Source organism: Acinetobacter sp. VT 511, from assembly GCF_001077515.1.
Lineage (GTDB): Bacteria > Pseudomonadota > Gammaproteobacteria > Pseudomonadales > Moraxellaceae > Acinetobacter > Acinetobacter schindleri.
Genome location: NZ_LFRE01000058.1, coordinates 75,829 through 95,125, shown reverse-complemented (window position 1 = coordinate 95,125; position 19,297 = coordinate 75,829). Strand labels below are relative to the sequence as shown.

Below are 19,297 nucleotides of genomic sequence, written 5' to 3'. Positions count from 1 at the left end.
TTTTTGAAATAGAAAGACTATTTCTTCATTTCTGCCATTTCTTTTTGATATTCGGCTTTCGCCAGTTCAAAACGATTGACTACATCGTGACTTGGAGCCTTATCTAGCAAACTAACAATCACAATGCTAAGCGCTGCCAGAATAAAGCCGGGAATAATCTCGTACAAACCTGTATCGCCCATATAATTTTTCCAGGCAATTACGGTTACTGCACCTACTACCATGCCCACAATTGCGCCATTGAGAGTCATGCGTTTCCAGAACAGCGAGAAGATGATCAATGGGCCAAACGCCGCACCAAAGCCTGCCCACGCGTAAGCCACTAGACCGAGAACCTTGCTGTTCGGATTGATTGCCAAGGAAATTGCAATCAGGGAAATCACAATCACCATGCCACGACCAACCCAGATCAGTTCTTTTTGCGAAGCATTTTTACGCAGGAAACCTTTGTATAAATCTTCGGTAAGAGTCGTAGAACAGACCAGCAGCTGACAACTTAACGTACTCATAATCGCAGCCAGAATTGCAGCCAGAACGATGCCAGCCACCCAAGGATTAAACAGGATTTTGGTCAGTTCCATAAAGACTGTTTCAGGATTCTGGTTCACGATCGCTGCAGCAGGTAAATCAGGATTAGCTGCAAAATAAGCAATTCCGATATAACCTGCAGACATTGCACCCACCAAACACAGGATCATCCAGGTCATGCCGATACGACGTGCAGCGGGAATGGTTTTTACCGAATCTGCCGCCATAAAACGCACTAAAATATGCGGTTGGCCAAAATAGCCTAAGCCCCATGCCAAACTTGAAATAATCGCCACTATACTCAGACCTTCCAGCATATTGGATGCATGTGGACGGGCTGTTTCAAGCAATGTACCGACCTGTTGAGCATTATCACCCAATGCCAGATAGGTAATGATCGGGGTAATTAACAAGGCGAAAATCATCAAACCGGCCTGAAAGGTATCGGTCCAGCTGATCGCCAGAAATCCACCGATACACACATACAGAATCGTGGCAACAGCACCGAGCCAGAGTGCAGTGGTATAGTCCCAGCCAAACAGGCTTTCAAATAAGCGTGCACCTGCAACCATGCCGGAAGCACAGTAAATCGCAAAGAACACCAGAATCACGATTGCAGAGAGCAAGCGTAAAATCCGCTTCTTATCCGAAAAACGGCTGGTAAAATAATCGGGCAATGTCAGGGCATTGTTCTGGTATTCGGTGTGGGCACGCAGGCGGCCAGCCACCAGGAGCCAGTTCAGCCAGGCACCAATAATCAGACCAATCGCAATCCAGACTTCAGACAAGCCAGACAGGTAAATTGCACCAGGCAGACCCATCAGCAGCCAGCCGCTCATGTCGGAGGCGCCTGCCGAAAGTGCAGTCACCACACTGCCCAGACTTCGCCCACCCAAAATATATTCATCAAAATTGGACGTTGCACGATAGGCGTATAAACCAATTCCAATCATGGCGACGATATAAAACAGAAAAGTAATCAGTGTCGGGTTTAGCGAGCTCATAGGCAGAGTATCCTTAAATATTGCACATCATCATCCGGGATGATTTTTTGTACTGCGTTCACAGGGCAGTGATTCAAACACGGTTTAAAAATTACACTCTGTAACAGTTAGGCAGTTTTTATGTATGCTTTATGTAGATTTGATTTTTTAAATATAATCTTATGAAATTTAAAATGGCTAAATAAAGCCAAGAATAGTCTAATTTAGAGCTAAGAAGCTAATTTTTAATAAATAGTTAAAATCATTAAACTTTTGTTATTTTATTACACAAAGTTACAAAACTAACAGCAAATGCGAATTAGACATATTTTGTTGCAAATATCACTTAAAAGATTTCTATTTGTTTCTGACCACTCCGCGCATAGTGAAAGAGCACCATTAAGGTGCATCATCGCCAAGAGTAAAAAATATGGATAATATGCTTCAAATTGACTTGAATAGAATCGAACAGGATTTATTGGGTAAAAAACAGATTCCACAGCATAATTATTATGGAATTCATACTATACGTGCGCTGGAAAACTTTCAGATATCAGGTTTAACTGTAGGACAGCAATTACACTTTATCCGCGCTTTAGCACAAGTTAAAAAAGCGTCTGCACAAACCAATCTACATTTTCAGAAAATTTCAGAACAACAATGTGCAGCCATTCAGCAAGCCTGTGATGAGCTGATTCAACATCCGGAAAACTGGCAGGATGCTTTTCCACTGGATCCTTATCAGGGCGGAGCCGGTACTTCCATCAATATGAATGCCAATGAAGTAATTGCCAACCGTGCGCTGGAACTGATGGGGCATCGTAAAGGGGAATATCATATTCTGCATCCGAATGATCATGTGAATACATCGCAATCTACCAATGATGTCTATCCCACGGCACTGCGTCTAGCGACTTATACACGTTTAGATGAACTGCTCAATGTGCAAAAATCTTTGATTGATACTTTATATAGTAAGGCTACAGAATTTCAGTATGTGATCAAGATGGGCCGTACTCAATTGCAAGATGCCGTTCCTATGACTATGGAGCAGGAGTTCCGCGCTTTTGCGACTTTATTAAAAGAAGATTTTAAGCTGATTGAGCAGATGCGTCAGTTATTGCTGGAAGTTAATCTGGGTGCAACAGCAATTGGAACTGGTGTAAATACACCAACGGGTTATGCCAAGCGTGTTGTAGAAACTTTGGCACACATTACTGATCTGCCTTTAAAAGGCGCGGAAGATTATGTAGAAGCGACCAGTGATTGTGGCGTATTCATTATTCTGTCTAGCAGCCTGAAACGTCTGGCAGTCAAGTTGTCCAAAATCTGTAATGACTTACGTCTCTTAAGTTCTGGACCACGTACCGGTTTGGCAGAAATCCGCTTGCCAGAATTACAAGCAGGTTCTTCGATCATGCCAGCCAAAGTGAATCCAGTGATTCCGGAAGTGGTGAATCAGATTGCATTTCGGGTAATTGGCAATGACCTGACCGTGACCATGGCAGCGGAAGCTGGACAATTACAGCTCAATGTCATGGAACCTGTCATCGCGGTATCTTTAAATGAATCGATTCAATTACTGACCCACGGTATGCAGACGCTACAGCAAAAATGTATTGCCGGCATTCAGGCTAATGAGCAGAACTGTTTAAATGCCGTGATGCGCAGCATCGGTATTATCACTTTACTGGAACCACTGCTAGGGCACGGCATGTGTGATGAAATCGGAAAACAGTGTATTCGTGAAAATAAAACTGTGCCTCAAGTCGTACTGGAGCTGGGTCTGCTCAGTCAGGCTCAGTTAGATCAAATCTTTGCCTTTGAAAATCTGGTCTCGGAAGTACCTAGCGAGATCAATCAGCTGGAGCAAGTATCCTGAAGTTCTTAAGGTTTTGAATCACGATTTATAGGTTCGTGCTGATTTTAACCATTTGCCTCAAATCCCGTCTGTGGGTTTGGGGCATTTTCATCTAGACTATATCGATCATACGATGAATTGAGTGTATAGCATGTTTGAAAAAATCAGTAACTTATTTAAATCAAACAAACCTGATCCGGCTCAGGCTTTTTTGGAAGAGAATCATATCCAATATATAGAAGGGACTGGTTATATTGTGGATGGAATTAATTTAAATCAGGAGCTAGGTGAAAGACTGGAATATCTGTCTAACCGACGCATGAAAACATTTAATGATTTGAAAGAATTATATTCTACAGCTATGATCATTAATGAAAAAATTGATCTGGAAATTGCCAATCAACGTTTTAATTCAAGATTAGGCAATACTGAAGAAAATTTGCTGCAATTTAAAGTAATCGTAGAAAAGTTGAATGATTACTACCGAAATTTTCTGCGTGAGAAAAAATAGCATTTGAAGTGGAAAGAAACCATTATTCTCCTGATAGCAAAGACTGCATAAAAATAACGAAATGCGCAGATACCATCGTGATAGTATAAGGGATATGTTGTTTAGACTTTAAAGCTATATACATGTTCCAACAAGAAATTTCCCAACTCAATTTAAAACAACTCAAGGCTGGTGAACGACGCTGGTTAGGCAACCTGCAGGGATCATCCACAGCATTATTGCTGAAGGAAATTGCCAAGCAGCATAAACAGTTATTTGTGGTTGTGGCCCGCAATAATCAGCACCTTGGTCAGCTGGAAAGTGAACTGGAATTTTATGGCATCAAGCCGACTATATTTCCAGACTGGGAAATTTTGCCTTATGACCGTCTGTCTCCGCATCAGGACATTGTCTCTGAACGTCTGGCAATTCTTTCCAATATGCCGCAAACCGGGGTGTTGCTGTTATCTGCTTCTACGCTGGCACAGCGTGTAGCACCAAGCTCATGGGTATTGGGTGAACACTTTGATATTCGTGTCGGGCAAAAGCTTGATCTGGAACAGCAAAAGAAAAAACTGATTCAGGCGGGTTACCATCTGGTTGATACGGTATATGACCATGGTGAATTTGCAGTCCGCGGCAGCATCATGGACATTTATGCCTCTGGTCAGGATGCACCGATCCGGATTGACCTGTTCGATGATGAAATTGAAACGCTGAAATTTTTTGATCCGGAAACCCAGCGCACTACGCGAACTTTAGAACAATTTACCGTATTACCGGCACAAGAATTTCCACTGAAAGAAGGGCGCGCCACTTTCCGGGACCGTTATGGTGAGCTGTTCCCGACAGCAAACCCCAAGAAAAACCCGATGTATCAAGATGTCATGGATGGTATTGCTTCGCCGGGTATTGAGTTTTACATGCCGCTTTTCTTTAGTGCAGAAGCGATGCAAGCTCACAGCACTTTGGCTTCATACTTACCAAAGAATGGCATTGTCATTACAGATCGCGGTCTGGAAGAGTCATTAAACCAGTTTTGGGCTGAGGTGGTACGTCGTTATGAGGATCGCCGTCATAATGTGGATCAGCCAATTCTACCTCCGGAAATGCTGTTTACCCAGACTAATCTTGTGCTGGAACAATTGAACCAGTTTGGTCGCATTATTGCCTCTCAAGATGTTTTTGATGAAAAAGCTGGCGTGATAAATCTGGATACTCAGACACCGCCACGACTGCCGGTCGATCCGAAACGGGAAAAGCCATTCATCGAAGTTAAAAAATATATCGATGCAGCTAATCATCCTGTTCTACTCGTGGCTGAAAGTGCAGGTCGCCGAGAAACTCTAAAAGATGCACTGCGTCCAAGTCTGGGTGATATCCCGACTGTCGAGAATTTTGATGCCTTTGTCGCATCATTACATGCGATTGCCATTACTAGTGCACCCTTAGAACGTGGTCTGGTTTTGACTGATCGTATCACTGTGATTTCGGAAAACCAGCTCTATGAACATCGGGTGGTACAGCGCCGTCGCAAGCGTCAACAGGAAGTATCCGAAGAATTCCTGATTCGCAGTCTGACCGAGCTGACCATTGGTGCCCCAGTTGTACATATTGATTATGGTGTAGGGCGTTATGCCGGCCTGATTACTTTGAGCATTGACGATCAGGACCATGAATTCCTGCAACTGGATTATGCCGATGATGCCAAGGTTTATGTACCAGTCACCAATCTGCATCTGATCAGCCGTTATAGTGGTGGTGATCCTGATCTGGCACCACTACATAAGCTCGGAACAGATGCCTGGAGCAAAGCAAAACGTAAGGCACTGGAACAGATTCACGATGTCGCAGCCGAATTACTGGATATACAGGCACGACGTTCATCCAAGCCCGGGATTAGTTTTGAACTGGATCAAAGCCTGTATATGCAGTTTGCCAGCGGTTTTGCCTATGAAGAAACGTTAGATCAAGCCAATGCCATTGAAGCAACTTTATATGACATGCAGCAGGCCAAACCAATGGATCGTCTGGTTTGTGGTGATGTGGGCTTTGGGAAAACTGAGGTCGCAATGCGTGCTGCTTTTGTGGCGGTGCAGAATAACCGTCAAGTCGCAGTTCTGGTCCCAACCACTTTGTTAGCACAACAGCACTATGAATCCTTTAAAGACCGCTTTGCGGACTGGCCAGTACGCATTGAAGTGTTGTCACGTTTCGGTTCTTCTAAGGCACATACTAAAACGATTGATGACCTGGCAGAAGGCAAAGTGGATATTGTGATTGGTACGCATAAAATTTTGCAGGAAAATGTCCAATTCAACAATCTTGGCCTGATGATTGTCGATGAAGAACACCGTTTCGGGGTGCGGGACAAAGAACGTATTAAGGCTCTACGTGCCGATGTGGATATGTTGACTCTGACCGCAACACCAATTCCCCGTACCCTAAACATGGCTTTTAGTGGTATGCGTGATCTTTCAATAATCGCGACACCACCAGCACGTCGTCTGGCAGTAAAAACCTTTGTACAGGAACAGACCAATGACACCATTAAAGAGGCGATTCTGCGTGAATTGCTGCGTGGTGGTCAGGTTTATTTCCTGCATAACGAAGTGGATACCATTGACCGTGCGGCAGAAAGCCTACGTGAACTGGTACCAGAAGCGCGTGTCATTGTTGCCCATGGGCAGATGCGTGAACGTGAGCTGGAGCAGGTCATGCAGCAGTTCTATCACAAGGAATACAATGTTCTGGTGTGCTCGACTATTATTGAAACCGGAATCGATGTGCCGAGTGCCAATACCATCATTATTGAACGTGCGGATAAGCTCGGTCTGGCCCAGTTGCACCAGTTGCGGGGGCGTGTTGGTCGTTCCCATCACCAGGCGTATGCTTATCTCTTGGTTCCATCGATAAAAGGTTTAAAAGGCGATGCTGAAAAACGCCTGGATGCGATTCAACGGGCTTCAAATCTGGGCGCGGGTTTTATGCTGGCAACCGAAGATCTGGAAATCCGGGGTGCAGGTGAACTCTTGGGTGAACAGCAAAGTGGTTCGATGCAGGCGATAGGTTATAGCCTATATATGGAAATGCTGGAAAAAGCTACCAAAGCCATTCAAAAGGGCAAGACACCGAACTTTGATGCACCATTATCTTTAACGGCAGAAATTAATCTGCATATGCCAGCCTTGATTCCGGATGACTATCTGGGGGATGTACATCAGCGTCTGCTGTTCTATAAACGTATCAGTAATACCAATACCCAAGACAAACTCGACAATATCCGTATGGAGCTGATTGACCGTTTTGGTATTCCACCACAACCAGTGAAGCAGCTATTTGCAGTACATCAGCTTCGTCTAAAAGCAGAACAGCTGGGCATTACCAAAATCGACATTGGCGGTCAGGGCGGTCATATCGAATTTGCTCCGGATACGCCAGTGCAGGCCATGAGTATTATCCAGATGATGCAGAAACATCCGACCTATTTCCGGATGAATGGCGGGCAACGTTTGAAAGTCATGGTCATGCTCGAAGACTATCAGAAACGTATTCAGTTTTTAAACGATTTGCTGGATAGCCTGCTGAAAGAGCTGCATTAAAAAGGTTTTAAAAAATGGGTCAGAAAAGGAATTCTGACCATTCGTTTAAATCGATGGCGAAGTCACCCCTCAATGGAAAGAAAGTCTTGATTAATTTGTGTGATTCGGTAAAGTCTGAGTTGTGACCGAGTTCATAACAAATCCTCCAAATTTGTATTTAAACACATTGCTCACAATATTCAGCTAGCACTGGATATGTTAGTATTAGCCATCATTCTAATTTTGCATCATTTATAAAGATATGTTTAGTTTGCATCCTCAACTTGCTCAAGATACGTTTTTTGTAGGCGACTTTCCTTTATCAACATGTCGTTTGATGAATGATATGCAATTTCCGTGGTTAATCCTGATTCCACGTGTGCCGGGCATTACAGAATTATATGAACTTAGCCAGGCCGACCAGGAACAGTTCCTGCGTGAATCAAGCTGGTTGTCTAGTCAGCTTGCGCGTGTATTCCGTGCAGACAAAATGAATGTGGCTGCATTAGGTAATATGGTTCCACAGCTGCATTTTCATCATGTAGTTCGTTACCAGAACGATGTGGCTTGGCCAAAACCAGTGTGGGGAACTCCTGCGGTTCCTTATAGCAGTGAAGTTCTTGCTCATATGCGTCAGACGTTAATGCTGGCTCTACGTGGTCAGGGAGATATGCCATTCGACTGGCGTATGGATTAATTTGATCCCATGCTGCAATCAGGCCTGTAAATTATACAGTGCTGCAAGGAGCAACTGAGTGCAAATAGACGATTGGGTACATAAAGAGCCGAAACAGTTTGAATATTTCCATCGATTGATGGGATATATCATGCTGTCGCTGGTCATCGTCGTTTTTCACTATACAGAGCCTGATACGCAGTACCAGATTTTTATCCCGTTTTTCTTTCTTGCGATTATACTGGCTCTGCCGAAGCTGTCGCGCTGGCTCATCTATCGCTACAATACTAGTATCAAGCGTAATGTCTTCTTTGTGCTCGACATTGCTGTAATTGCAGTCATTCTTTCTGCAATGCATATGAGTCTGGTACTGTCTTTATTGGGATTGGTCGCATTGCTGTATACCGCAATCAGTAACAAAATTTCATTTTTGACGTTTTCATTGGCAAGCCTGATCGGTATTGCCATTTTTTATTTCTGCAATATTTTTATCTTTGGTTTTGGTGAATATTTTCAGCCAACCAGCAATGAGTTGACGGTTCTGGGCTTCCTTTGTCTGGTGACCTATTTTGGTGTGGGGAATTACTATCAAACCACGCGTGCACGTTATATGGCGCAGAAAAAGAATCATTATTATGATCAGATGAACCGTTATATGGAATTTGCCAACCAGCTGAGCCGTTATGCACCCTTGCAGCTGTGGCAATCAATTATGAAAGGTGAGTCTGAAGCCAAGATTGAATATAAACGTAAGAAACTTACTGTATTTTTTTCCGATATCCAGGGTTTCACGGAACTCTCTGAAACGCTCATTCCAGATGACTTGGCCTTCCTGCTGAATGACTATCTCAGTCACATGACAGAAATCGCCAAGCACTATGAAGGCACGGTAGATAAATTCATGGGTGATGCGATCCTGATCTTTTTCGGTGATCCGCATTCTGATGGTGTTGAGCAGGATGCCAAAAACTGTCTGGATATGGCGATTGCCATGCGTCAGCAGATGAAAATCCTGCGTGAACGCTGGGTGAAAATGGGCTATCCACCGCTACACATCCGTATGGGTATTTCGACGGGTTATTGTCACGTTGGCAATTATGGTGCTAATCACCGTATGGCTTATACGATTGTGGGACGGGATGCCAACCTGGCAGCACGATTGCAATGTGCTGCTGAAGTAGATGAAATCCTGATTTCTGAAGATACCCATACACTTATCAAGAATGACTATCTTTGTGCAGGAAAAAAACCAGTATTCCTGAAGGGGATTAAAGAGCCAGTACGTACCTGGCAGGTAATGGAGCGATTTACTTCAGAGAAAATTGATTATCAACGCTGGTTTGACTACGAATATAAAGGTTTCCATCTGTTACTTAATCTGGATGAAGTACAGAACTACGAATATCCTAAACTGGTGCATGTGCTTGAAAATATGATTAAGCGGATTCAGACCCAGCAGAAGATGACCAATTCACAAGGTATTGTAAAGTTAAAACTTGAAGATGAAATCATTGAACATCTACCAGCGAGTACAGCAGAACCTGTGGTATTAGAAAAAGAGACTGAGAAGCAGGAATATGAAACCAGGTCAGATCAATCAGAAAAAAAGACCAGTCGCGCGAGTTAAGACAAAAATCAATCGCCATAAAGATCAGATGTAAAAAAACCACGCTCAAGCGTGGTTTTTTATGAAAATCGCTTAGTGATTTTCTGAAGCATGGTTGATGGTGTATTTCGGAATTTCAACTTCCAGATCTTCGTCCACCACTTTGACCTGACAAGACAAACGTGAATCAGGCTCAAGGCCCCATGCACGGTCTAACAAATCTGCTTCAACATCATTCATTTCTTCCAGGCTGTCAAAGCCACGACGCACAATCACGTGACATGTGGTACATGCACATGACATATCGCAAGCATGTTCAATCTTAATCCCGTTATTTAGCAGGCTTTCACATAAATTGGCATCTTGTTCAACTTCAAACTCAGCACCTTCAGGGCAAATTTGCGCATGTGGAAGAACTTTAATACGTGGCATAGTCTTTACCTTAAATTAGTTTGAGTTTGACCAGTCGTCGAGTTTAGTACCTTTCAGTGCTGCATCGATATGCTGGTTCATACGAGCAGCTGCAAATGCATCACTATGTATTTTAAGCTGTTCTACGGCAGATTCAATCGCTTTGATATCTGTACCTTGCAGCTCCTGTTCAAGCTTGGCTTGAGCAGCTTGCAGATCAGTAAGCTGCTGTTCACTTAACAACGTCGCATCCATTTTCAGGGCCTGAGTAAGTGCTTCAAGTTCACGTTGGGCTTCAACTTTAGTTTCCTGAAGATGACGCAGGTTCTTGTCTTCTTCAGCAAATTTATAACCTTCAAGCAGTAAACGCTCTGTATCTTCGCTCGATAAACCATAAGATGGCTTGATATCAATCTGTGCTTTCACACCAGATGTGGTTTCTTGCGCAGCTACGGTTAATAGACCATCAGCATCCACCTGGAAAGTCACTTCAATACGTGCCTGACCTGCAGTCATTGGGGGAATACCGTGGAGCACGAAGCGACCCAAGCTACGGCAATGCTCCACCAGATCACGTTCACCCTGAACTACATGGATCAACATCGCGGTCTGACCATCTTGATAGGTGGTGAATTCTTGACGGCGTGCCACAGGAATCGCGGTATTACGTGAAATCAGACGTTCTACCAGACCACCCATGGTTTCAAGACCCAGAGACAATGGTGTTACGTCTAATAATAATGAACCGTCGGTTGAATTACCAATCAATTGATTCGCAGTAATCGAGGCACCAATTGCAACTACTTCATCCGGATTGATGGTACATAGAGGTTCTTGATTGAACACTTCACGCACTGCTTTCTGAACGGCATAGGAGCGGGTAGAACCACCTACCAGAACAACATTTTGAATATCGTCCAGTTCCAGTTTGGCATCACGCATTACACGTTTACAAACGCTAATCGTTTTATCCAGTGCAACTTTAATGATTTCTTCAAACGTTGGACGATCTAATGTTAAGACATGATCCAGCAGTTTTAATTCTACAGACTCTGCATCAGAAAGCGCTTCTTTGGCTTTACGCGCAGCTGTAATGAAATGTGCATATTCAGCATCATTGAGGGTTTCAATATTCAGCTGTTTCTTGGCCCATTTTAGAATCAGACGATCCAGGTCATCACCACCCAGAGCAGTATGGCCACCAGTCGCTAATACTTCGAATACGCCTTGCGAGAAACGCAGGATAGATACGTCAAAAGTACCACCACCTAGGTCATAGATCACATAGTTGCGATCTGTACTGAGGTTAGTTTCCTGATCCAGACCATAAGCTACAGCAGCAGCAGTAGGTTCATTCAGTAAACGAAGTACATTTAAACCAGCCAATTGTGCCGCATCACGAGTTGCCTGACGTTGTGCTTCATCAAAATATGCAGGAACTGTGATGACAGCGCCATTAATCTCATTTTTCAAGCTTGCTTCTGCACGGTCTTTCAGCTGTTTTAAGATTTGTGCTGAAATTTCGACGGGTGTTTTACGACCTTGAGCAGTCTCAAATGCTGGCATTTCATTCGCTTCACCCACTAAGGTATACGGGTGGTGGAATTTAATATCCGCTTGAGAACGACCCATAAAACGTTTTACAGAAACGATGGTATTCTTTGGGTCGGTCATTATGAATGGTGCAGCTTCATAGCCGTACTGAGTGCTTTGCTCTGCATAATGAACGATAGAAGGAAGTAACACACGTCCTTGTTCATCATTAAGTACTTTGGCTTTACCTGAAAGAACCGTGGCGACCAAAGAATGGGTGGTGCCTAAATCGATACCAATCGCAATGCGGTGTTCATGCGGTGCACTTGATTGACCTGGTTCTGCAATCTGCAAGAGAGCCATAGTGTTACATCCTTTGCACGTTAAATATTAAAGAGAGAAATTAAAAATCGTCATCGAGGTCAAAGCTGTCGTCATCGAGGAAACGGTCTTCCGCTTTATCGATATCGGCCATGACTTTGACAAAGAAGCGCAGTTTACGCACAGTATCGCGAGCCTCAGCCCAGTCTTCCTCTTCATAATCTATTTTGAATTCACGCACCAGACCATCAATCCACTGTTGAACTTCAACTTTCAAGGAAGATAAATCTTCTGCCGAAGCTGCATCATCAAGCTGCTCACGAATTTCAAGCGCATCTTGCAGGAACTCAAAATCACTGATGGACTGATCCAGATGATAATCCTGTTTTTTCAATGAAAGTAAGTAAGCAGCGCGACTATCCACGGCCGACAAAACCTTATATGCCTGATTGATTTCACTTGATTTGATCAGGGCCTGGTCTTTGTCTGCAGCTTTATCTGGATGATATTGTTGCTGTAACTTTAAAAATTCAGCTTTTAAAGCAGCTGAATCAATATCAAGTGCGACAGGGAGGTTGAACAACTCAAAATGATTCATGGGAGATTGGATCCACGATTAATATGCAAATTAACTGCAATGTACAGCTAAAAACTACTGCCTAAATGCAATTAAAACAGTGTAGAGGACACTGTTTTAATGATGCAAGGATAAATGTACGCTAATGATTAAGCCTTATACAGTGAAGGATTCACCGCAGCCACATTCACCTTTCTTGTTCGGGTTGTTAAATTCGAAGCCTTCATTCAGACCATTTTTTACGTAGTCCATCTCCATACCTTCGAGATAAACCAGGCTTTTCGGGTCAACGAAAACTTTAACACCAAACTGTTCAAATACTTCATCATGTGTATCAGCGTCATCGACAAATTCAAGCACATAAGCCAGACCAGAACAGCCTGAAGTTTTCACACCAACGCGAATGCCTTCACCCTTACCACGATTTTTCAGGTAATTGCTGATATGAGTTGCAGCATTTTCAGTTAAATGGATCATGAAAACTCCGTTAATCTTTCTTCAAAAATACACGTCAGCAATTAAGCTTTCACTTTTTTGCTACGATAATCTTCTACAGCAGCTTTAATGGCATCTTCAGCAAGTACAGAACAGTGTACTTTTACTGGAGGAAGAGCAAGTTCAGTTGCAATATCAATATTCTTGATCGCTTGAGCTTCGTCCAGAGTTTTACCTTTTAGCCACTCGGTTACCAGTGAGCTAGAGGCAATTGCTGAACCACAGCCATAAGTTTTAAAACGTGCTTCTTCGATCACACCTTCATCATTCACTTGAATCTGAAGACGCATCACGTCGCCACATGCTGGTGCACCCACCATGCCTGTACCTACGTTTTCTGCATTTTTATCTAAAACACCAACGTTACGTGGGTTTTCGTAATGGTCGATTACTTTTTCGCTATAAGCCATGTTGCTTCTCCAAACCTCGGGGTCAGCCTAATATTAAATATGGGGATTAAAAAACTTTTATCAATGAGATAACAACATAAATGCTGTTATCTTTGATGCAAGATTAGTGTTCAGCCCATTCAACTGTAGAAAGGTCGATACCTTCTTTGTACATATCCCAAAGCGGAGAAAGTTCACGTAACTTCTCAACAGCAGCTTTAGTGACTTCAAGTACATGATCAATATCTTCTTCAGTGGTGTATTTACCCAAGCTAAAGCGGATTGAGCTGTGTGCCAATTCGTCTGATAGGCCCAATGCACGTAGAACATAAGACGGTTCTAGTGTTGCAGAGGTACATGCTGAACCTGAAGATACTGCTGCATCTTTCAGAGCCATCATTAGTGATTCACCTTCAACAAAGTTGAAGCTCACGTTTAGGTAGTTCGCAACGTTATAAGTTTCGTGGCCATTCAGGAATACCTGTTCAAGGTCACGTAAACCATTCCAAAGTTTGTCACGAAGTACACGTAAACGCGCTTGTTCAGAATGCAAGTTTTTACCTGCAAGTTCGAATGCTTCACCCATACCTACGATCTGGTGAGTCGCAAGCGTACCAGAACGCATGCCACGTTCGTGACCGCCACCATGCATTTGTGCTTTCAGGCGTACACGTGGGCTACGACGTACGAACAGAGCACCGATGCCTTTAGGACCATAGATTTTGTGTGCAGAGAAGCTCATCAGGTCGACTTTCAGTTGAGAAAGGTCAATTTCAACTTTACCTGCAGCCTGTGCAGCATCTACGTGGAAGAAAATTTTCTTGGCACGAGTGATTTCACCAATTGCAGCAACATCCGTTACGGTACCAATTTCGTTGTTTACCATCATCAGGGAAACAAGAATGGTATCTGGACGAATTGCAGCTTCAACCATGTCTGGTGTAATTAAACCAGTTTTTGGTTGTGGTTCCAGGTAAGTAATTTCAAAGCCTTCAGACTCCAGCTCACGGCATGTATCCAAAATTGCTTTATGTTCAATTTTAGACGTAATAATGTGTTTACCTTTAGATGCATAGAACTGAGCTACACCTTTTAGGGCAAGGTTGTCAGATTCAGTTGCACCAGAAGTCCATACGATTTCACGTGGGTCAGCTTTGATAAGGTTAGCGACCTGTTCACGTGCGTATTCAACTTTTTCTTCCGCTTGCCAGCCGTATGCATGTGAACGAGATGCAGCATTACCGAAGGTACCTTCGAAAGTTAAGCATTCCATCATGCGTTCTGCAACTTGAGGGTCTACAGGAGTGGTTGCTGCATAGTCAAGATAAATCGGACGTTTCATGTCAAATACCTGTAACCGATAAAAGAGCTGAATCAAAAGATGCTGAATTTTGGCGAAGTGAAACGGTTTGAACGTTGTCACGTGCTACAAGGTCAGCAAGCGAGATTTTTGCGAGATAATCGGCAATGTGGTGGGAGAGTTCCTGCCATAAATCGTGAGTCAAGCACATCGCACCATTTTGGCAGTTGCCTTTATGGTCGCAGCGAGTGGCATCAACAGTTTCGTTTACAGCTTCAATGATTTCTAACACAGTGATGTCCTGAGCATTACGCGCCAAATGATAACCACCATTGGCACCACGGACACTTGAAACTAAGCCATGACGTTTTAGTTTCGCAAATAACTGCTCAAGATAGGCAACGGAAATAGTTTGACGAGCTGCAATTTCAGCAAGCGTGATCGTTTGTTCAGTTGGCTGCAAAGCTAGATCAAGAAGAGCAGTCACTGCGTAGCGACCGCGAGTGGTTAAGCGCATGATTCGATACACATGGTTAGACTAGATGTGTCGATTTTAAGAATCCTGACTAAAATAGTCAAGTTTTTTTATTATGCAAAGTGAAACGTTAAATCGTACCAAAAAGAAGGCTTTATTAAGCAAGCCAATTATATACTAATAACGTAATTAAACCTACAGTGATAAGACCAAAGATTATATTAATTTGCTTCTGACGACGTTGCATGCGTCGAATCCGGTTTTCATACTGCTTAACTTCTACTTGTAGGGTGTTAATTTTAGAACGTTGCTGGTCAATTTTATCTAGAAGTGGGGCCAGACGATTACGTGAAGTAACGACTTCAGACTCGTCTCTTGGTTCATACAGCCACTGTTTCCAGTCAGCAAGCAGTTTCGGCAGGGCAAACAGGGTCAGCAGATCACGGAATTCGTCTTTCAGGATCTGATTGCCATCAATACGCATAGCCTTAATACTGCGACGATTACCAAAAATAAAGATTTTGATCAGATCGGATAGATTAGTACGCACATCAAGGTCAATGATCTTATTTGGCGCTTTATGGTCAAATAGCAGACCCTTATCGGTAAACTGCACATAAAAGTCGAAATAAGGAATATAACTATTAATCTTAATAGCGATATTTTCATCAATAAACTTTTTAGCTTGTAATGCAACAACGCGATCATGTTTTAGAATAAAAGTGAAAATTGTTTCTAAAACAATTAAAGTCATTGTCAGCAATAAGTGCGGCTGCTTTTGACTTTGCTGCGATTCGCTCATAGATACAACCAATCCTTTCCTGAAAAATTTGAAATATAAAACATCCTGCCTAATTGATATTTCAGGGATTAAACTTAAAACATGAAATAAATTGCTTTGTAGAACAGTTTAGCAAAACTGGCAAGTATTAAATTTGCTAATATGCTGTAATTTTGTAGATTTCTATATAAAATTTGCATAGAAAATAATCAGGAGGCGTGCACATGGACAAATCTGAAGCGGCAATGGATGCAATTCCGGAAACAGAACAAAAAATATCAAAAGCTAAGTCGAGATTAGGATCAGAGCGTAAGTCGGTCCTCGACTTTCGAAAATATACCAAACAAATCTGGCTGGCTGGACTGGGTGCATTCTCTCGTGCCGAAGAAGAAGGCAATAAATTATTCGACTCTTTGGTCAAGGTGGGAGAAGAGCTAGAATCCAAAACGACTGACATTGCCGACCAAACTGTCGAAAAAGTCTCAGAAAAGGCCAAAGAGTCTGTCACAGATACCAAAGATAAAGTTGAAAAATTAATTGATCACTCTGTTCATCATTCCTTGAATCGTATAGGATTAGTGACGCTGAAGGACGTACAGCATCTAGAAAAACTGATCCTGCAGCTGCATGCTAAAGTCGATCAGTTGATGGAAGAACAGGGGAAAATACAGGATGAATTGTCTAAAAAATCACAACGAAAGTGACTTTATTCATTATTCAATGTTTTTTTCGCTTATTTTTTAAAAAAAAAGAGGTCGAAGAGTATTGCGTTTAGCCCTAAACCATTGTTATAAAGTCGCTATGGCAATTTAAACAAATTCTTGGACCTTAAATAAACGATATTAAGAGGACGTAATTTTCATGAATAAATCAGAATTAATTGATGCAATTGCAGAGAAAGGGGGATTATCTAAGGCTGACGCTGGTAAGGCTTTAGATGCTACAATTGCTTCTGTTACTGAAGCGCTTAAATCAGGTGATACAGTTACTCTCGTTGGTTTTGGTACTTTCGGTGTTAAAGAACGCGCTGCACGTACTGGCCGTAACCCACAAACTGGTGCTACGCTAGAAATCAAAGCAAGCAAAGTACCTAGCTTCAAAGCTGGTAAAGGCTTGAAAGACGCTGTAGCTTAATCGCCAACAGCAACCAAACGCGCCTCACTAGGCGCGTTTTTTTATTGATTAATTAAATAGTCAGGATTAACACATTCATTCAGTGGGTTTTTTCGGGTAAAATCCCATGCAAATAAAATATTGGAATACTTATGGAATCTTTTCGTAAAGTTATTAAGGGTTGGCTGGGCAAGGTCTTGCTCGTTCTGTTTTTAACCCCTTTAGCGCTTGTAGGTATTGAAGGATATTTTAGTGGTGGGAACAAAGATACAGCCAAGACGGTAAATGGCACAGATATCTCTAAAAAAGAACTGGAATCTCTGACAAAATCATTCAAAGAACAATATCTCAGTTATGCCAATGGCGATGAAACATTATTAAATCAGGCATTCATTGATCAAAAAGCAATGGATACGCTGGTTGCACGTACAGTTTTGCTGCAACAAGCTGAAAACCTGGGCATCAGCCTCAGTGATCAGCAAATTGAGCAAATGATTGCTCAGCAACCGAGTTTCCAGCAAAATGGTCAATTTTCAAATGCGCTCTATGAAAACTATTTGCGCTCTGTAGGCATGAACAGCCAGCAGCTGATTGCAAGCCTGCGCACTGACCATGCTCTTAAAATGTTGTCATCTACCTTTATTGACTATCCATTGGTTAGTAAACTGGAAATTCAGCAGATTGCTGACTTGCAGACTGAACAGCGTCATGTGCATATTGCCAGTGTCAATCTTGAGAACTACAAGAAAAACGTTAAGGTGACTGATGCAGAAATTGCAGCTTATTATGAAAAGCATAAGACTGTATTCAAGCAGCCAACGAGTGTGGATGTAGATTACGTAGTTTTAAAAGCGGGTGATATTAATACCGCTGCTGTTACGGTAACCGATGCCGAACTACAAGATGCCTATAACAGTTTTGTTGCGGCGCAAAAATCGACTGCTAAGCCAGAAGTGAAACATATCCTGATCACTGCGGATAACCGTTCTGAAGCTGAAGCGCAAAAACTCGCAACAGATGTAGCAGCTAAGATCAAGGCGGGTACAACATTTGCTCAGGCTGCAGCTCAGTATTCAGAAGATCCTGAATCTAAGGCCAAAGGCGGTGCAATCGCAGTTTATGAAGCGGGTGTGTTCGGTAATGCTTTTGATAAAACTGTTGCTTCATTACAATCTGGTCAGGTTTCTGCACCCGTGAAAACAGATTACGGTTATCACATCATTGCTGTACAGGCACCTGATGTAGCTGTGCCATCATTTGAATCACAAAAAGCACGTCTGACTGAAGAGGTGCTGGCTTCTAAAAAATCAAATGCATTCTCTGATACTGTGAATAGCCTGAATGATATGGTGGTCAGCAGTGACTCACTGGATGTGGTAACACAAGAAGTTAAAGGTGTTCGTGTACAATCAGCCAAAGGCGTGACATTGTCTACACGGGATCCGTTACTCAGTGATGCCAATGTGAAAGTGAAGCTGTTCAATGACGATGTGAAGAATGGTGACCGTAATGTATCTTCTAGCATACAGTTGGCAAACGGTGATGTAGCCTGGGTGAAAGTGCGTGATTACCATGCAGCAGGTGAGCAATCACTGGCGGAAGCGAAACCACGTGTTAAAGCAGAACTGATTGAAGAAAAAGCGCGAGCTCTTGCAAAAGCCCAGATTCAGAAATCATTGGATGAGTTTAAGACCAAACCTGCTGCTTCTGTAGCAAAAGGTAATCTGGTGTTTGAAGATGCGGGTATCTATACCCGTGCTGAAGGCTTGCTAAAGCGTGATGTACAGCGTGCAGCATTTAGCCTGAAAGCACCTAAAGCTGGATTCTGGTCTGTGACGACTGCAAGCTTGCCTAATGAGCTGGTAGTGGTTGCTGTATCTGAAGTGAAGAAGAATCCGATTGATGTCTTAAGCGAAGAACAGCGTACTGAACTGGCAAAACTTTATGCCCAGTTACGTGGTCAGCAAGAATTTGATGATTATACGCGTTATCTGAAATCGCAAGCGAAAATCAAATAACAGATTTTCCTTTAAAAAAACCGGCTTTCGAGCCGGTTTTTTTATTTTCTGGGAAAGTTTTTGCTCTATAAGAGCGCCATCTTTAGAGTCAAGGATACATTGAAATGCTGAAACGTGTTTTAAATTTTGGTAGTAAATTCCCTGATGAGTAAATAAAAA

General features: G+C 42.7%; 17 protein-coding genes. 8 read left to right on the top strand and 9 right to left on the bottom strand.

The window, feature by feature from the left end:
• Positions 1 to 17 precede the first annotated feature (17 nt).
• Entirely contained in the window at positions 18 to 1,532 is a 1,515-nt protein-coding gene (gene putP / locus ACS72_RS06790) for a sodium/proline symporter PutP (RefSeq protein ID WP_048881664.1), read from the bottom strand.
• A gap of 409 nt (positions 1,533 to 1,941) precedes the next feature.
• On the opposite strand from putP, the gene aspA reads away from it, so the two are divergent.
• The 5 genes from aspA (at position 1,942) to ACS72_RS06765 (ending at position 9,746) form a co-directional block, all read left to right on the top strand.
• Positions 1,942 to 3,393, top strand: coding sequence for an aspartate ammonia-lyase (gene aspA / locus ACS72_RS06785; RefSeq protein ID WP_048881663.1), 1,452 nt, complete (start codon positions 1,942 to 1,944; stop codon positions 3,391 to 3,393).
• 130 nt (positions 3,394 to 3,523) lie between these two features.
• A complete protein-coding gene (locus ACS72_RS06780) occupies positions 3,524 to 3,883 on the top strand; it encodes a hypothetical protein (protein WP_048881662.1) in 360 nt (119 codons plus the stop codon).
• A gap of 122 nt (positions 3,884 to 4,005) precedes the next feature.
• Positions 4,006 to 7,464 carry a transcription-repair coupling factor gene (mfd, locus tag ACS72_RS06775; RefSeq protein ID WP_048881661.1) on the top strand — a complete coding sequence of 1,153 codons (3,459 nt, stop codon included), beginning with the start codon at positions 4,006 to 4,008 and terminating at the stop codon, positions 7,462 to 7,464.
• A gap of 241 nt (positions 7,465 to 7,705) precedes the next feature.
• The gene (locus ACS72_RS06770) at positions 7,706 to 8,140 is read left to right on the top strand and encodes an HIT domain-containing protein (protein WP_004894486.1); all 435 of its coding nucleotides are present in this window, start codon (positions 7,706 to 7,708) and stop codon (positions 8,138 to 8,140) included.
• A 58-nt stretch (positions 8,141 to 8,198) separates the two neighbouring features.
• On the top strand, positions 8,199 to 9,746 hold the full coding sequence (locus ACS72_RS06765; protein WP_048881660.1) for an adenylate/guanylate cyclase domain-containing protein: 1,548 nt from the start codon (positions 8,199 to 8,201) through the stop codon (positions 9,744 to 9,746).
• A 72-nt stretch (positions 9,747 to 9,818) separates the two neighbouring features.
• On the opposite strand, the gene fdx is transcribed toward ACS72_RS06765, so the two are convergent.
• From fdx to ACS72_RS06725, 8 genes are all read right to left on the bottom strand, one after another.
• Positions 9,819 to 10,157: an ISC system 2Fe-2S type ferredoxin gene (gene fdx / locus ACS72_RS06760; RefSeq protein WP_004812732.1), complete on the bottom strand. Its 339-nt coding sequence runs from the start codon at positions 10,155 to 10,157 to the stop codon at positions 9,819 to 9,821.
• 15 nt (positions 10,158 to 10,172) lie between these two features.
• Entirely contained in the window at positions 10,173 to 12,032 is a 1,860-nt protein-coding gene (gene hscA / locus ACS72_RS06755) for a Fe-S protein assembly chaperone HscA (protein ID WP_048881659.1), read from the bottom strand.
• Positions 12,033 to 12,072: 40 nt separating this feature from the next.
• A complete protein-coding gene (gene hscB / locus ACS72_RS06750) occupies positions 12,073 to 12,588 on the bottom strand; it encodes a Fe-S protein assembly co-chaperone HscB (RefSeq protein ID WP_004812736.1) in 516 nt (171 codons plus the stop codon).
• Positions 12,589 to 12,723: 135 nt separating this feature from the next.
• A complete protein-coding gene (iscA, locus tag ACS72_RS06745; protein WP_004812739.1) occupies positions 12,724 to 13,044 on the bottom strand; it encodes an iron-sulfur cluster assembly protein IscA in 321 nt (106 codons plus the stop codon).
• A 41-nt stretch (positions 13,045 to 13,085) separates the two neighbouring features.
• Entirely contained in the window at positions 13,086 to 13,472 is a 387-nt protein-coding gene (gene iscU / locus ACS72_RS06740) for a Fe-S cluster assembly scaffold IscU (protein WP_004812740.1), read from the bottom strand.
• Positions 13,473 to 13,575: 103 nt separating this feature from the next.
• Complete coding sequence (locus ACS72_RS06735; protein ID WP_048881658.1) at positions 13,576 to 14,793, bottom strand: IscS subfamily cysteine desulfurase; 1,218 nt, start codon at positions 14,791 to 14,793, stop codon at positions 13,576 to 13,578.
• A 1-nt stretch (position 14,794) separates the two neighbouring features.
• Entirely contained in the window at positions 14,795 to 15,268 is a 474-nt protein-coding gene (locus tag ACS72_RS06730; protein ID WP_004812744.1) for an Rrf2 family transcriptional regulator, read from the bottom strand.
• Between the two features lie 115 nt (positions 15,269 to 15,383).
• A complete protein-coding gene (locus ACS72_RS06725; RefSeq protein WP_004812747.1) occupies positions 15,384 to 16,028 on the bottom strand; it encodes a hypothetical protein in 645 nt (214 codons plus the stop codon).
• 203 nt (positions 16,029 to 16,231) lie between these two features.
• Between ACS72_RS06725 and ACS72_RS06720 the strand changes: the two genes are divergently transcribed.
• The 3 genes from ACS72_RS06720 to ACS72_RS06710 all read left to right on the top strand — a co-directional run bounded on the left by ACS72_RS06720 (position 16,232) and on the right by ACS72_RS06710 (position 19,138).
• The gene (locus ACS72_RS06720; protein WP_048881657.1) at positions 16,232 to 16,711 is read left to right on the top strand and encodes a phasin family protein; all 480 of its coding nucleotides are present in this window, start codon (positions 16,232 to 16,234) and stop codon (positions 16,709 to 16,711) included.
• A 157-nt stretch (positions 16,712 to 16,868) separates the two neighbouring features.
• Positions 16,869 to 17,141, top strand: a complete 273-nt coding sequence (locus ACS72_RS06715; protein WP_004279807.1) for an HU family DNA-binding protein — start codon at positions 16,869 to 16,871, stop codon at positions 17,139 to 17,141.
• Positions 17,142 to 17,272: 131 nt separating this feature from the next.
• Positions 17,273 to 19,138, top strand: coding sequence for a SurA N-terminal domain-containing protein (locus ACS72_RS06710; protein WP_048881656.1), 1,866 nt, complete (start codon positions 17,273 to 17,275; stop codon positions 19,136 to 19,138).
• The last annotated feature ends 159 nt before the right edge of the window (positions 19,139 to 19,297 follow it).

Coding starts and splice junctions, on each gene's coding strand:
- hscB (WP_004812736.1), bottom strand. CDS start 12,588: ATGAATCATTTTGAGTTGTTCAACCTCCCTGTCGCACTTGATATTGAT.
- ACS72_RS06770 (WP_004894486.1), top strand. CDS start 7,706: ATGTTTAGTTTGCATCCTCAACTTGCTCAAGATACGTTTTTTGTAGGC.
- putP (WP_048881664.1), bottom strand. CDS start 1,532: ATGAGCTCGCTAAACCCGACACTGATTACTTTTCTGTTTTATATCGTC.
- hscA (WP_048881659.1), bottom strand. CDS start 12,032: ATGGCTCTCTTGCAGATTGCAGAACCAGGTCAATCAAGTGCACCGCAT.
- iscU (WP_004812740.1), bottom strand. CDS start 13,472: ATGGCTTATAGCGAAAAAGTAATCGACCATTACGAAAACCCACGTAAC.
- ACS72_RS06780 (WP_048881662.1), top strand. CDS start 3,524: ATGTTTGAAAAAATCAGTAACTTATTTAAATCAAACAAACCTGATCCG.
- ACS72_RS06720 (WP_048881657.1), top strand. CDS start 16,232: ATGGACAAATCTGAAGCGGCAATGGATGCAATTCCGGAAACAGAACAA.
- aspA (WP_048881663.1), top strand. CDS start 1,942: ATGGATAATATGCTTCAAATTGACTTGAATAGAATCGAACAGGATTTA.
- fdx (WP_004812732.1), bottom strand. CDS start 10,157: ATGCCACGTATTAAAGTTCTTCCACATGCGCAAATTTGCCCTGAAGGT.
- ACS72_RS06715 (WP_004279807.1), top strand. CDS start 16,869: ATGAATAAATCAGAATTAATTGATGCAATTGCAGAGAAAGGGGGATTA.
- ACS72_RS06730 (WP_004812744.1), bottom strand. CDS start 15,268: ATGCGCTTAACCACTCGCGGTCGCTACGCAGTGACTGCTCTTCTTGAT.
- iscA (WP_004812739.1), bottom strand. CDS start 13,044: ATGATCCATTTAACTGAAAATGCTGCAACTCATATCAGCAATTACCTG.
- ACS72_RS06710 (WP_048881656.1), top strand. CDS start 17,273: ATGGAATCTTTTCGTAAAGTTATTAAGGGTTGGCTGGGCAAGGTCTTG.
- mfd (WP_048881661.1), top strand. CDS start 4,006: ATGTTCCAACAAGAAATTTCCCAACTCAATTTAAAACAACTCAAGGCT.
- ACS72_RS06725 (WP_004812747.1), bottom strand. CDS start 16,028: ATGAGCGAATCGCAGCAAAGTCAAAAGCAGCCGCACTTATTGCTGACA.
- ACS72_RS06735 (WP_048881658.1), bottom strand. CDS start 14,793: ATGAAACGTCCGATTTATCTTGACTATGCAGCAACCACTCCTGTAGAC.